11 protein-coding genes are annotated in these 13,896 nt (G+C 75.5%); 3 read left to right on the top strand and 8 right to left on the bottom strand.

From position 1 onward, the window contains the following. Positions 1–33: 33 nt before the first annotated feature. The 4 genes from ACGFI1_RS34580 to ACGFI1_RS34565 all read right to left on the bottom strand — a co-directional run bounded on the left by ACGFI1_RS34580 (position 34) and on the right by ACGFI1_RS34565 (position 4,071). A complete protein-coding gene (locus ACGFI1_RS34580) occupies positions 34–876 on the bottom strand; it encodes an MIP/aquaporin family protein (RefSeq protein WP_386866090.1) in 843 nt (280 codons plus the stop codon). Between the two features lie 170 nt (positions 877–1,046). After that, a complete protein-coding gene (locus ACGFI1_RS34575) occupies positions 1,047–2,744 on the bottom strand; it encodes a thiamine pyrophosphate-binding protein (protein ID WP_386866092.1) in 1,698 nt (565 codons plus the stop codon). Next, the gene (locus ACGFI1_RS34570) at positions 2,741–3,514 is read right to left on the bottom strand and encodes a cyclase family protein (protein WP_392738195.1); all 774 of its coding nucleotides are present in this window, start codon (positions 3,512–3,514) and stop codon (positions 2,741–2,743) included. Before ACGFI1_RS34570 ends, ACGFI1_RS34575 begins: the two co-directional genes overlap by 4 nt. A 113-nt stretch (positions 3,515–3,627) precedes the next feature. Continuing rightward, the gene (locus ACGFI1_RS34565) at positions 3,628–4,071 is read right to left on the bottom strand and encodes a nuclear transport factor 2 family protein (RefSeq protein WP_386866096.1); all 444 of its coding nucleotides are present in this window, start codon (positions 4,069–4,071) and stop codon (positions 3,628–3,630) included. A 157-nt stretch (positions 4,072–4,228) separates the two neighbouring features. Here ACGFI1_RS34565 and ACGFI1_RS34560 point away from each other — a divergent pair, with 157 nt between their 5' ends. Next, on the top strand, positions 4,229–5,086 hold the full coding sequence (locus ACGFI1_RS34560) for a siderophore-interacting protein (protein ID WP_392791465.1): 858 nt from the start codon (positions 4,229–4,231) through the stop codon (positions 5,084–5,086). A gap of 24 nt (positions 5,087–5,110) precedes the next feature. On the opposite strand, the gene ACGFI1_RS34555 is transcribed toward ACGFI1_RS34560, so the two are convergent. Further along, on the bottom strand, positions 5,111–6,481 hold the full coding sequence (locus ACGFI1_RS34555; protein WP_387067161.1) for an ABC1 kinase family protein: 1,371 nt from the start codon (positions 6,479–6,481) through the stop codon (positions 5,111–5,113). A 90-nt stretch (positions 6,482–6,571) separates the two neighbouring features. Next, positions 6,572–7,225, bottom strand: coding sequence for a QsdR family transcriptional regulator (locus tag ACGFI1_RS34550; protein WP_392791463.1), 654 nt, complete (start codon positions 7,223–7,225; stop codon positions 6,572–6,574). 94 nt (positions 7,226–7,319) lie between these two features. On the opposite strand from ACGFI1_RS34550, the gene ACGFI1_RS34545 reads away from it, so the two are divergent. Continuing rightward, the gene (locus ACGFI1_RS34545) at positions 7,320–8,156 is read left to right on the top strand and encodes a cyanophycinase (RefSeq protein WP_386866103.1); all 837 of its coding nucleotides are present in this window, start codon (positions 7,320–7,322) and stop codon (positions 8,154–8,156) included. 3 nt (positions 8,157–8,159) lie between these two features. Continuing rightward, positions 8,160–10,829 (top strand): cyanophycin synthetase, encoded by a 2,670-nt coding sequence (gene cphA, locus ACGFI1_RS34540; protein ID WP_392791460.1) that lies wholly within the window; start codon positions 8,160–8,162, stop codon positions 10,827–10,829. Here the strand turns inward: cphA and ACGFI1_RS34535 are convergent. Together ACGFI1_RS34535 and ACGFI1_RS34530 are read right to left on the bottom strand one after the other, a co-directional pair. Then, the gene (locus tag ACGFI1_RS34535) at positions 10,826–11,635 is read right to left on the bottom strand and encodes a phosphatase PAP2 family protein (RefSeq protein ID WP_392791457.1); all 810 of its coding nucleotides are present in this window, start codon (positions 11,633–11,635) and stop codon (positions 10,826–10,828) included. The genes cphA and ACGFI1_RS34535 overlap by 4 nt on opposite strands. Positions 11,636–11,667: 32 nt before the next feature. Beyond that, positions 11,668–13,875, bottom strand: coding sequence for an MMPL family transporter (locus tag ACGFI1_RS34530; RefSeq protein WP_392791455.1), 2,208 nt, complete (start codon positions 13,873–13,875; stop codon positions 11,668–11,670). Between the last annotated feature and the right edge of the window lie 21 nt (positions 13,876–13,896).

Here is a 13,896-nt window from a genome sequence, read left to right as displayed (position 1 = left end):
CTCTGCCCTTTCTGCCGGCGGGGCGGGTCCCCGTCAGGATTCGTCCTCGTTCAGGCGCGGCTCGAGCGTCTCGGTCACCTCCTGCTCGGGCGGGATGTTGCGCCCGATGAGCAGGACGTAGAGCGCGGCGCCGAGGAGTCCGCCGATCAGCGGCGCCGCGATGGGCACCCAGAAGTAGAAGTCTCCGTACTGGTCCCGCCACGCGCTCCCGTATCCGGTGATGTACTGCGCGAGTCGCGGACCGAGGTCGCGGGCGGGGTTGATCGCGTACCCGGCGGCGGACCCGAACGCCATCCCGATCGCGACCACGACGAACCCGATGATGAGCGGCGCCATGTTCGCCAGCGGCGGCGAGTTGCGCGGGTCGACGAGCGCGAGGACGAGGAAGAGCAGGATCGCCGTGCCGATGATCTGGTCGCGGAAGGCGCCCCAGGTGTGGATCGGCAGGGACCCGTTGCCCGGCATCGTGGAGAACACGAACTGCGTCTTGGCCGTCAGCCCGGGGTCGAACGCGTGCAGGATCTCGGTGTAGTTCCACCGGACGATCAGCGCGGCGACGAAGGCGCCGAGCACCTGCGCGAAGCAGTACGGCAGCACCTTGCGCCATGGGAAGCCCCAGAAGGCCGCGAAGGCGACGGTCACCGCCGGGTTGATGTGGCCCCCGCTGATCCGCGCGCACACGTAGACGCCCAGCGTCACCCCGAAGCCCCACGCCCAGGTGATGGCGTCATGCCCGCCGAGGCTCTGCGGGGCCCCGAGCCCGCTCCCCGCGACGACCTGCGCGACGACGCCGACGCCGAACAGGATCAGGATCATCGTGCCCGCGAACTCCGCGATCATCTCCCGGGCGAGCTCGGGAATCGGCCATCGCGACATCTCTCCTCCAGGACCTGTGGCGTAGGGCACGACCACCACGGACGCGGGCGCGCCCGGCCGGACGGGCCGGCGGCTCCCCCCATGGCGATGCCGGCGCGCCGCGCCGTTCCGCGCACCACGCTTATGATCGTGATGGCGGAATGCTTCCCAGCGTGAGCGTCCCTACACGGTCAGTGACCGCGAAATGCCTCCGCCAGCCACCAGGAGGGGCGGTCGCGGGTGACCTTGGCGTCCACGACCATCGGCCGGTCCCGCGGGCCGGCCAGCCAGTCCGCCACGGCGGCCAGGTCGTCGCGGCACCGGACGGTCGCCGCCGCGCAGCCGAAGCCGCGGCCGATGGCGGCGATGTCCGCCGGCGGGAACGTGACGGTGTCCAGCGGGTGCCCGCCGGGACCGAAGTGGTGCACCTCCGCGCCGTACGCCTCGTCGTCGTAGACGACCACGAGCAGGTCCAGGCCGAGCCGGACGGCGGTCTCCAGCTCCGCGACCGACATCAGCGCGCCGCCGTCGCCGAGGGCGGCGACGGTGAGCCGGTCGGGGCGGGCCACGGCGGCGCCGACCGCCGTGGCGAGGCCGAGCCCGACCGACTGGAACGCCTGGGTGAACACCAGCCCGTCGGCGTCGGGGACGTCCAGGAACATCGCCGGGTAGCCCATGAAGTTGCCCGAGTCGACGGCGACGGTCCGCTCGCGGGGCAGCATCGCGTCGAGCGCGATCGTCAGCGTCCGGGGGTCGATGCGGGGCCGGCCGTCGTCCTCGCCGTCCGGGTCCTCCTCGTACGGGACGTCCTGCCAGCGGCCCTCGCGGGCGAGCCGCTCCCGCACCTCGGGTGTGCGGTAGCCGGTGGCGCGGTGGCCGCCCGCCGCCAGCTCGGCGAGCACGGCCCGCGCCGTCTCGGCGGCGTCGCCGATCAGCCCGAGGTCGACCGGGCGGTGCGCACCGAGCGCGCGGGCGTCGACGTCGACCTGCACGACCGTCGCGTCCGGGGCGATGAGCGCGCCGTGCCGCGTCGTCCACATGGTGAGCGAGCAGCCCCAGCCGACGACCAGGTCGGCGCCGCGGATCAGCTCCGCGGCGGCCGGGGTGGCGAACCCGCCGCTGACGTCCAGCGCGAACGGGTCGCCGGCGAACAGGCCGCGCGCGACGGCCGACGTCGCGGGCAGCGCGCCGCAGCGGGCGGCCAGCTCGGCGAGCGGCTCGCGGGCGCCGGCCAGCCGGGCGCCGCGCCCCGCGATGAACACGGGCCGGCGCGCCGCGCGCAGCGCGTCGGCGAGCCGGGCGACCGCCGCCGGCGGCGGCACCGGCAGCGGCGGCACCTGGGCGGGCCGCGGCCGGTACCCGGCGGGCAGCGCGCCGGACCGGCCCCCCGCCTCGTCCGGGAGTTCGGCGCCCTGCACGTCCAGCGGCAGGCCGAGCAGCACGGTGCGGCGCTCGGCGACCGCCGTCCGGCAGGCGCGCGCCACGTCCTCGAGCGCGGTCCGCGGCGAGTGGACCCGCTCGGGCACCGCCCCGACGGCCGCGGCGATCGCCGCCTGGTCGACCCGGAAGTTGGAGCGGACCGCGGCGGCGGCCACCTCGCCCGCGACGACCAGCAGCGGCGTGCGGCTCTTGGCGGCCTCGGCCATGCCGGTGACCGCGTTGGTGAGGCCGGGCCCCTGGTGGACGCTGACCACGCCGAGGCCGCCGCTCACCCGCGCGTACGCGTCCGCCATCGTCACCGCGCCGCCCTCGTGCCGGGCGGCGACGTACCGGGCGCCGTGCGCGGCCATCGCGTTGGTGACGTGGAAGTTGCCGCTGCCGGCGACGCCGAAGACGGTGCGGGCGCCGAGCCGCGCGAGGGCCTCCCCCACGGCCGCCGCGACGATCATCGCTCGATCAGCGCGAGGACGCGGGCGGGGCTGCCGGAGCCGCCCTCGATCGGCAGCGGCGCGGCGACGAGCACGGCCCCGCGGGCCGGCAGCCGGGCGAGGTTCTGCAGCTGGGTGAGGCCGTACTTGCCCGCGCCGAGGAAGTAGGAGTGGCACGGGAACGGCGGGTCGAACCCGTGGGCGGCGCCCGCGTCGGTGCCGACGGTCTCGGTGCCGAGGCCGATGACGGGGGTCTCCTCGGCGAGCCACCGGGCGCACTCGGCGGAGATCCCCGGCGTGTGCGGGCCGTTCTCGTCGGCGTTGAGGAAGGCGCCCTGGTCGCCGGACCGCGCGTCCCAGCCGGTCCGGTACAGCAGCCAGCCGCCGTCGGGGAGCGGGCCGTTCGCCTGCTCCCACTCGCGGACGTGCTCGATCTCCAGCAGGAAGTCGGGGTCGGCGGCCGCGCGCTCGGACACGTCCAGCACGACGGCCGGGGCGACCAGCCGCGCGGGCGGGACCTGCGCGACGTCCTCGCCGTCGCGCCCGGTGGCCCAGTGCACGGGCGCGTCGAAGTGCGTGCCGACGTGCTCGCCGGTCTCGATGTCGTTCCAGTACCAGGCGGGGCCGCGGTCGTCGTAGCGGCTGATCTCCTTGAGCCGGAACGGCACGGTGTTGGCGAACGGCTCGGGCAGCTGGAGGATCGGCGTCCGCTCCGACAGCGGGGCGGTCAGGTCGACGATCTCCACCGAGCCGTCGGCGACGGCGGCGAGCAACTGGGCGAGCAGGGGCATCCGGTCCTCCGGCGGCACGGGTGGCTGAGGGGGTGCGCGAGGTCCCCCGAACGTACCGCAGATGGACCCGCCCGGAGGGCCCGCCCGCCCAGGTCGCGGCGGTCCTTCCGCGGTCAGCCGTCCGCGAGCCAGGGGTACCGGGCGGTGTCGGCGCCGGCGTAGTCGGGGTCCAGGTAGATGAACACGCGCTGGATCAGCCAGTCGCGGATCTCGAACACGTCGCACCACCGGCCGGCGCCCCACTCCGGGACGCCCGCCCGCCACGGCCCGTCCCGGTGCTCCCCGTGGCTGGTGCCCTCGCACACCAGCGTGTCGCCGCCGGAGAAGACCCAGTTGAACGACGCGTAGTGGTGCCGGATCGCCTTGATCGTCGCGCCCACGTCGCCGAACAGCCGGCCGATCTCGTCCTTGCCGGTGGCGAGGCCCCACTTCGGGAAGTACACCTGCGCGTCGCCCGCGAACAGGTCGAGCAGCGGCGCGCCGTCGGAGGTGACGCCGCCGTTGTCGAACCCCTTGAGGTACTCCAGCGCCACCGACTTGCGCTGCTCGTCCGTCATGGTCTGCCTGCTGAGCGCCAATGCCATCACCGTCCGCGTCGCCGGGGCCGCCCAGGCGACGGTAACCCGGCGCCGCGCCCGGGTTCGAGCGTCTGGAACAAAGAGGACGGCGGCACGGGTTAGGGTTACCTAAGTACCGCGGATCATCGGAGGACGCATGGCGACGGAACCGGCACGCGAACCGGCACGCAGGGGACGCACGCTCCACCGGGGGACGGTGGTGCGCACCGAGCGCCTCACCCCGCACATGATCCGGGTGGTCCTCGGCGGCGCCGGGCTCGCGGAGTTCGCCGCCGGCGAGTTCACCGACCACTACGTGAAGCTGCTGTTCCCGCGTCCGGGCGTCGCCTACCCCGAGCCGTTCGACATGGAGCGGGTGCGCGCCGAGCTGCCGCGCGACCAGTGGCCCGCGACCCGCACCTACACCGTCCGCGCGTGGGACGAGCGGGCGCGCGAGCTGACGATCGACTTCGTCCACCACGGCGACAAGGGCCTCGCCGGCCCGTGGGCGGCGGCCGCCCGTCCCGGCGACGAGATCATGTTCAACGGCCCCGGCGGCGCCTACGCGCCCCGCCCGGCCGCCGACTGGCACCTGCTCGCCGGCGACGAGAGCGCGCTGCCCGCGATCGCCGCGGCCCTCGAACGCCTCCCGGCCGGCGCCCCCGCCCGCGCCTTCGTCGAGGTCGCGGGCCCGGAGGAGGAGCAGCCCCTGCGCGGCTCGGCGGACACCGAGATCGTCTGGCTGCACCGCGGCGCCGGCGAGGTCGGCGCGCTGCTGGTCGAGGCCGTCCAGAAGCTCGACTTCCCGGACGGCGAGGTGCACGCCTTCGTGCACGGCGAGGCCGGCTTCGTCAAGGCCCTGCGCCGCCACCTGCGGGTCGAGCGGGGGCTGCCCCTCGACGCGCTGTCCATCTCCGGCTACTGGCGCCGCGGCCGCGACGAGGACGGCTGGCAGTCGAGCAAGCGCGACTGGAACCGCCAGGTCGAGCAGGAGGAGGCCGCGGCCCTCGGCTGACCCGCCGGCCGGCCCGGCCGCGCGTCAGGCGGTGGCCGGGGCCTGGTCGTCGAGGCCGTCGAGGTCCTCGGGGCCGTCGTCGTCGGCGAAGCCCGGCAGCCAGTGCTCGGCCTCGGCGCGGAAGGCGCCCTCGGCCTCCAGCTGGCACAGGACGCCGCCGCAGCCCGACAGGGCGCGGCTGACGGCCAGGTACTGCGGCGGCAGCCGGAACGCGCGGGCGAGCGCGCCCGGCCGCATGTCGGAGGCGAGCCCGAGGCCCCGGGCGGTCTGCTCGCGCAGCCACTCGCGGGAGTAGCGGAAGCGCTCCACGGCGAACGGCGCGGCGTGCGGGGCGACGAGGTCGGCGATCTCCTCCGGGTCGACCTCCGCGTCGGGGACGAGGAAGCCCTCGTCGCACAGGGCGTCGACGATCTCGTCGGGGTCGCCGAGGGTGCCGATGCGCAGCAGCCGGCCGATCGACCACTGCAGCTCGGCGGGGACGCGGGCGGCGCCGCCGAAGTCCAGCACGCCGAGGCGGCCGTCGTCCAGCAGCCGGAAGTTGCCCGGGTGCGGGTCGATGTGGATCATCTCGCAGCGGGCCGGGCCGGACAGCAGGAAGCGGAACAGCAGCAGGCCGGCGCGGTCGCGGCGGTCCTGGTCGCCCTCGGCGATGACCTTGGCGAGCGGGGTGCCGTCCAGCCACTCGGTGACCAGCACGTTCCCGGCCTGCGCGACGACGGCGGGGACGGCGAAGTCGGGGTCGCCGGCGTAGGCGTCGTGGAAGGCGGTCTGGGCGCGGGCCTCGTCGGCGTAGTCGAGCTCCTTCTCCAGGCGGCGCTTCAGGTCGGCGACGACCGGCTTGACCTCGACGCCGGGGAACAGCGGGGTGAAGAGCCGGCTGAGGCGGGAGATCTGGTTGAAGTCGCTCATCAGGGCCTGCGCGGCGCCCGGGTACTGCACCTTGACCGCGACCGTGCGGCCGTCGTGCCAGACGGCCTTGTGGACCTGCCCGATGGACGCGGCGGCGGCCGGGCGGTCGTCGAACTCGGCGAACAGGTCGCGCCAGTCCTCGCCGAGGCCCTCGGCGAGGACCTGGTGCGTGGTGGCGGCGGGCATCGGCGGCGCCGCCTCCTGGAGGCGGGTGAGGCTGGCGCGGAACGGGCCGGCGATCTCCTCGGGCAGCCCCGCCTCGAAGATCGACAGCAGCTGGCCGACCTTCATCGCGCCGCCCTTCAGCTCGCCGAGCACGGCGAACAGCTGCTCGGCGGTGCGGCGCTGGACCTCCAGCGCGACGGCCTCGGCGGGGCGGCCGAAGGTCCGCTTGCCGAACCCGAGGGCGGTGCGCCCGGCGAAGCCCAGCGGGAGGGTCGCCAGCTTGGCGGTGCGCGTCACCGCGCGGCGGGGGATGTCACTCACGGCCCGGCCGTCCTTTTTCGACGATGCGTCCAATGCCTTAGCCTCTCATGGCGAACGAAGGCCACAAAGTGGTCAATCGCCGTCCATTGTTCAGCGTTCGGCGGGGCCCGGAGATTCCCGGCCACCGGCCCCGGGCACGCGGTCGCCGTCCCCGGGCGCGCAGGGGCGCAGCAGCAGCTCGACGACCTCCAGGGCCCGCTCGATCTCCGGCTGGTTCCCGCCCAGGTAGTGGGCGTACATGAACGAGTCGGCGACCCGGACGATCGCCTGCGCGAGCGTGCGGGTGGGCAGCGGGACCCGCAGCGCGCCGCGGTCGATCTCCGCCTGCAGCTCGCACGCCAGCAGCTCGGCCGCGCGGTCCTCGATGGTGCCGGGCATGGTGGCCAGCCGGATGAACAGCCGCGGCTCGCGCTCGGTGAACGCCTTCAGCGGCGCCGCGTCCACGACCGCGCGCATGAAGCGCTCCAGGAGGGCGAGGATCCGCGGCGCGCCCGCGCCGCCGACACCGCGCGCCGCGACGCGGTAGGTGCGCTCGGTCATCTCCGCGAGGACCGCGCCGAGGAGCTGCTCGCGGCCGCCGACCCACCGGTACAGGGTCGCGCGCCCGACGCCCAGCTCCGCCGCCAGCGCCGACATGTCGATCGGCTCGCCCCGCAGGTAGTGCGCGGACGCGGCGGCGAGCGCGGCGGACGGCCCGGCCGCGGGCCGGGCGGGCGCGCCGGAGGGAACGGGGCTGCCGCTCATCCGCACAGCATGGCACAGCGGCGCCGGCGGGCCCGGCCCGGACTCCTCGCGATCGCGCGACTACCACACGTGATCAAAGGGTAGTCAGCTCAGTGTGAAGGTCAAACATGGGGGTGCCGGACGCAAGGGCCGGCTGCTGATCATCGGTGGGGCGGAGAACCGGACCTGCGGGGCCGGGCCGCTGGAGACGTTCGTCGAGCTGTCCGGGGCCGAGGACGCGCGGATCGTGGTCGTGACGACGGCGACGGAGGTGCCCGAGGAGGTCGCGGAGGAGTACACGGCGGTGTTCGGGCGGCTCGGCGTGTCGTCGGTCCGGGAGCTGCGGCTGCTCGGCCGCGCCGCGGCCGACGACGCGGCGACGCTGCGGGCGCTCGACAACGCGACGGGCGTGCTGTTCAGCGGCGGCGACCAGTCGCGGATCCGGACCCTGGTGGGGTCCCGGACCAACGAGCTGCTGAAGCGGCGGCTCGACCAGGAGGGCCTGGTCATCGCCGGGACGAGCGCGGGCGCGACCGCGATGGGGCATTGGATGATCTTGGGCGGGCACGGCCACGAGGTCGCCGCGTCCAGTGTGAAGGTCGGGCCGGGCCTCGCGCTGCTCGACCACGTGCTGATCGACATGCATTTCAACGAGCGCGGGCGGCTGCCGAGGCTGATGAGCGGCATAGCGCTCGACACCCGGCTGCTCGGCGTCGGCATCGACGAGGACACGGCGATCGTCGTTGGCGACGGCCAGTTCGAGGTGGTCGGGACCGGGGTGGTGACGGTCGTGGACGCCGGGCAGTCCACCATCGCCTACGCCGCCTCCGACGACGAGCCGATGGCGATGTTCGACGTGTCGCTGCACCTGCTGCCCGCCGGCTGCACGTTCCAGATGAACGACAAGCTGCCCGCGATCGGCAACATGCGCGGCCCGGACGAGGAGGACTGAGCCGTGCGGCTCGATCATGTGCGCCGCCTGAGCGGCCCGAACACCTACCTGTCCCGCCCGGTCGCGATCGCGCGGCTGGACCTGCAGAGCCTGACCGGCCATGAGACGACCGACCATCCCGGCTTCGCCGAGCGGCTCGTCGCGGCGCTGCCGGGCCTCGCCGGGCACCACTGCTCGGCGGGCCGCCCCGGCGGGCTGCTGGCCGCGATGGCGCGCGGCACCTATTTCGGCCATGTGACCGAGCACGTCACCCTGGAGCTGTCCGGGCTCATCGGCCGCGAGGTGTTCTTCGGCCGCACCGTCCTCGCGGGCGGGCCGGGCGAGTACGAGGTGATCCTGGAGTGCCCGCGGGACGAGCCCGCCTCCAGCACCGTGGTGGAACGGCTGATCATGCTGGCCGTGCGGGCGGTGACGGGTGCGCTGGAGGGGCAGGTGCCGGACCTGTCCGGCGACCTCGCCGAGGTCGCCGCCGCGCACGAGGCCGAGCGCCTCGGGGTGAGCACGGCGGCGCTGGCCCGGGCGGCGCGCGAGCGGGGCGTGCCGGTCCGCCGCGTCGGCGGCCTCAACCTGCTGCGGCTCGGGTACGGGCGGTACCGGCGGACGGTGTGGGCGGCGATGACGGACGCGACCTCCGCGATCGGGATGGAGGTCGCGGGCGACAAGCGGCTCGCGCACCGCGTCCTCGCCGACGCGGGCGTGCCCGTCCCGGAGGGGCGGGTCGCGGCGTCGCCGGCGGAGGCCCTGGCGGCGCTGCGCGACATCGGCGGGCCGGTGGTCGTCAAGCCGCTCGCCGGGCACCAGGGCGAGAACGTCCACATCGAGTTGACCGAGCCGCCGGAGGTGGTGGCCGCGTTCGCGTCCGCCGCCGGGGAGGCCGGCGAGGTGCTCGTCGAGTCCTACATCCCGGGCAAGGACTACCGGGTCCTGGTGGTCGGCGGCCGGGTGGTGGCGGCGGCCGAGCTGACCGCCGCCCATCTGACCGGCGACGGGGAGAGCGCGATCGCGGCGCTGGTGGAGCGGGTCAACGCCGACCCGGCCCGCGGCGAGGGCCACGACCGGCCGCTGACGCGGCTGGCGCTCGGCCCGACGGAGCTGGCGCTGCTGGCGCGGCAGGGCCACGGCCCGGACTCGGTGCCCGGCGACGGGGAGCGGGTGTGGCTGCGCCGCAACGCGAACCTGTCCACCGGCGGCACCAGCCGCGACGTGACCGCCGAGGTCCACGCGGACGTCGCCGCGATGTGCGTGCGGGCCGCCGCGGCCGTCGGCATGGACGTGTGCGGCATCGACCTGCGACTGCCCGACATCGCCTCCCCGGTGCCCGCCGAGCGCGGCGCCGCCGGGATCCTGGAGGTCAACGCCGCGCCGGGGCTGCGCATGCACCTGGCGCCGCACGAGGGGGCGGGGCGGGACGTCGCCGGCGACGTCATCGACCTGATGTACCCGGCGGGCACGCCGTCGCGGATTCCGATCGTGTCGGTGACCGGCACCAACGGCAAGACGACGACCGTCCGGATGATCGCGCACATGCTGGAGCTGGACGGCCGGCGGACCGGCATGACCAGCACCGAGGGCGTGCACGTGGGCGGGCGGCCGGTCCACCTGTCGGACGCGTCCGGGCCCCGCTCGGCGGAGATGGTGCTCGGCGACCGGTCGGTGGAGGCGGCGGTGCTGGAGACCGCGCGCGGCGGCATCGTCAGGCGCGGCCTCGGCTACGACCGCGCCGACGTCGCGGTCGTCACCAACGTGACCCGCGACCACCTCGGCGTGGACGACACCGAGTCCGTGGCCGACCTGCTCGACATCAAGGCGCTGGTCGCCGAGGAGGTCCGGCGCGGCGGGCACGTGGTGCTGAACGCCGAGGACGAGCCGTCGGCGAGCCTGGCGGAGCGGCCCTCGGTGCGGCGCCGCGACCCGGTGCTGCGGTTCTTCGCGCTGTCGCCGGACGCGCCCGTCCTCACCGCGCACCTGCGCGGCGGCGGCCTCGGCTACTACCTGGCGGACGGCTGGCTGACCGAGGCGCGCGGCGACCGCCGGACCCGGATCCTGCCGGCCGCGGAGGTGGCGGGCGCGTTCGGCGGGCACGCCGCGCACGTGCTGGCGAACGCGCTGGCCGCGGCGGCCGCCGCCCGCGCCCTCGGCGTCGCGGTGGACGTGGTGGCGCGCGCCCTGCGCTCGTTCGACCCGCACACCCGCAACCCCGGCCGGGGCTGCGTGTACCTGGTCGGGGAGAACCCGGTGCTGGTCGACTACGCGCACAACCCGGCGGCGGTCGCCGCGATGGGCGCGTTCGTGGAGCGGCGCTGGGGCGCCGGGGGCGTCGCCGCGGTCACGCTGCCGGGCGACCGGTCCGACGAGCTCGTCGGCGAGACGGCGCGGGCCCTCGCGGCGTCGTTCGGCCGCGTCGTCGTCTACGAGGACGAGGACCTGCGGGGCCGCCGCTCCGGCGAGATGACCCGGCTGATCGTGCAGGGGCTGCGGGAGGCGCGCCCGGACGTCCTGCACCATCCGGCGGGCGACCTGAAGGGGGCGCTGGCGTCCGCGCTGGACCTCGCCGAGCCGGGCGAGCCCGTGCTGCTGCTGTACGAGAAGCTGCAGCCGGTGACCGAGCTGCTGGAGACGCTGGACGCGGAGCCGGAGGGGGATCCGGGGCGGGCGGCGGAGCCGGCGGGCTAGCCGGGCGCCGCGGCCCGTCCGGCGGCGGGCGGGCGCAGGACCAGGACGCTGACCGCCAGCAGGGCGAGCACCACGATGCCGTCCAGCCAGTAGTGGTTGGCGGTGCCGACCACGACCGCGACCGTCACGGCGGGGTGCAGCAGCCACAGCCAGCGCCAGCGCGTCCGGGACGTGACGATGAGGCCGAGCGCGATGACGGCGGCCCACCCGATGTGCAGGGACGGCATGGCCGCGTACTGGTTGGCGACGGTGTCGGTCTGCGGCGGCCCGTACACGGCCGGGCCGAACCGCGCCGCGGTGTCGATGAGCCCGGTGGCGGGCAGCATCCGCGGCGGGGCCAGCGGGACGAGCAGGTGCAGGACGAGCGCGACGCCGGTCAGCGCGACCATGACCCGGCGGACCCACCGGTAGTGCACGGGCCGCCGCAGGTAGATCCAGAGCAGGAAGGCGATCGCCGCCGGGAAGTGCACGTAGGCGTAGTAGCAGTTGGCCGCGTGCACGAGGAGCTGGCTGTTCAGCAGGCCGTCCTGGACGCCGGTCTCACTGGGCAGGCGCAGCAGGCGCTCCAGGTGCCACACGTCGCGGGCGTTGGCGAACGCCTCCCCGACCCGCCCGCTCGCCAGCAGCCGGCCGAGCTTGTAGACCGTGAACAGCACCACGATCAGAACCAGCTCGCGGACGGCGTGGGGCCGGCCGCCGGGGCGCTCCCGGCCGGGCCGTCCCGCGGCGGGCGCGTTCCGGCGTCCCGGCCGGCGCAGCCGCGCCAGGGCGCCCGCCGGCCGGGCGGGTCGGTCGAGGAGGCTCACATCGCTGTCCTTCTGTGGGGGGACGGGCCGGCTCAGCTCCGCGAGGCCGCGGGTTCCCGCTCGCGGGGGCGCTCGCCGGGCTCGTCGAGCAGATGCCGAAGCCTCTCACCTTCGACGTCCACGTTGGGCAGGGCACGCGCGAGCCACCGGGGCAGCCACCAGGCGGCGCGGCCGGACAGCGCCATCACCGCGGGGACGAGCGTCATGCGGACCACGAAGGCGTCGAAGGCGACGCCGGCCGCGAGCGCGAACCCCATCATCTTGATCATCGACTCGGAGGAGGCGACGAACCCGGCGAACACCGCGATCATGATGACGGCGGCGGCGCCGACGACGCGGGCGCCGTGCCGGAACCCGGTGACGACGGCCTCGGTGGGCGCGGCGCCGTGCACGTGCTCCTCGCGCATCCGGGTGACGAGGAAGACCTGGTAGTCCATGGCGAGGCCGAACACCACCCCGATCAGGAAGATCGGCATCATGCTCATGATGGGGCCGGTCTCGGCGACGCCGAGCAGGCCGGCGAGCCAGCCCCACTGGAACACGGCGACGACCGCGCCGAAGGTGGCGGCGACGGTGAGCAGGAACCCGAGCGTCGCCTTCAGCGGCACGAGCAGCGACCGGAACACCAGGAGCAGCAGGATGAACGCGAGCCCGACGACGACGGCGAGGTAGGGCGCGAGCGCCTGGCCGAGCTTGGCGGACACGTCGATCGCCATCGCGGTCTGCCCGGTCACCATGGCCCGGACGCCGGCGGCCTCGCCGCCGTCGCGGATGTCGGCGACGAGCTCCTCGGTCCGCGCGGTGCTGGGCCCGCTCTTGGGGACCACGCTGAGGACGGCGGTGTCCCCGGCCGCGTTCGCGACCGGCGGGGTCACCGCGGCGACGTCCGCCATGCGGCCGACCTCCCCGGCGAACCGCTGCGCGGCGGCCTGCGCCCGGCCCGCGTCCTCCTGCACGACGACCATCAGCGGGCCGTTGGAGCCGGGGCCGAAACCGTCGGCGATCAGGTCGTAGGCCTTGCGCTGGGTGGTGTCGGGCGCGGAGACCTCGTCGCCGGGCAGCCCGAGCCGCAGGTCCAGGGCGGGCGCGGCGATGACGCCGAGGCCGGCGACGGCGGCGAGCAGCACCGGCAGCGGGCGGCGGACGACGAACCGGGCCCACCGCTCACCGGCGGGGGCGCGGCCCCGCCCGGAGCGGTGGGCGTGGCGGCCGCCGCGCAGGCCGGGGAGCCGGCCGCCGAGCACCCGGCGGCCGGCGAGCCCGAGCAGCGCGGGCAGCAGGCTGAGCGCGATGAGGACGGCGACGACCACGGCGAACGCGGCGGCGAGGCCCATCTCGGTGAGCAGCGGGATGCCGACGACGGCGAGCCCGGCGAGGGCGATGACGACGGTCAGGCCGGCGAACACGACCGCGGATCCGGCGGTGCCGACGGCCCGGCCGGCGGCCTCCTCCCCGGACCGCCCCTCCTCCAGTTCGTGCCGGTAGCGGGAGACGATGAACAGGGCGTAGTCGATGGCGACCGCGAGGCCGAGCATCAGCGCGAGCGTCGAGGTCATGGAGCTCATCTCGAACAGCCCGGTGGCCGCGGTGATCGCCGCCATCGCGATGCCGACGCCGAGGAGCGCGTTCAGCAGCGGCAGCCCGGCGGCGACCAGCGACCCGAACGTGATGACCAGCACGACCGCGGCGACCGCGACGCCGATCACCTCGGCGGCGCTCTGCGCGGGCATGCCCTCGGTGGCGGTGCCGCCCATCTCGACCTGGAGCCCGGCGGCGCGGCCGGGGCCGGCGGCCGCGGCGAGCGCGTCCCGCGCCCCGTCGGTCACCTCGATCGGCGACACCTTGTAGGTGACCTGCGCGTAGGCGATCCGGCCGTCCTTCGACACGGCCCCGGCCTGGTACGGGTCGACCACGGAGGCGACCTGCGGGGCGGTCTTCAGCCGGCCGACGACCTGCTCGACGGCGGCCTTGCCGGACGGCTCGGTGACCGTCGACCCGGCGGGCGCGGCGAAGACGACCCGGGCGGTGGCCCCGTCCGCGGACGCCTGCGGCATCTTCCTCTCGAGCAGGTCGATCGCCTGCTGCGACTCGGTGCCGGGGATCGAGAAGTCGTTGGACGTCGGTCCCTTCAGCGCGGCGGCGCCCACGCCGGCGAGGACGAGGAGCGCCGCCCAGATCAGCACCACGAGGCCGCGCCGGCGGAACGAGAACCGGCCCAGCCGGTACAGCAGCGTGGCCAAGGCATCCCCCAGACGGTCGCG

Source organism: Actinomadura geliboluensis (assembly GCF_043197915.1).
GTDB lineage: Bacteria > Actinomycetota > Actinomycetes > Streptosporangiales > Streptosporangiaceae > Spirillospora > Spirillospora geliboluensis.
Note: the sequence above shows the minus strand (reverse complement) of the source record. Positions and strands in the feature narration are given on the sequence as shown.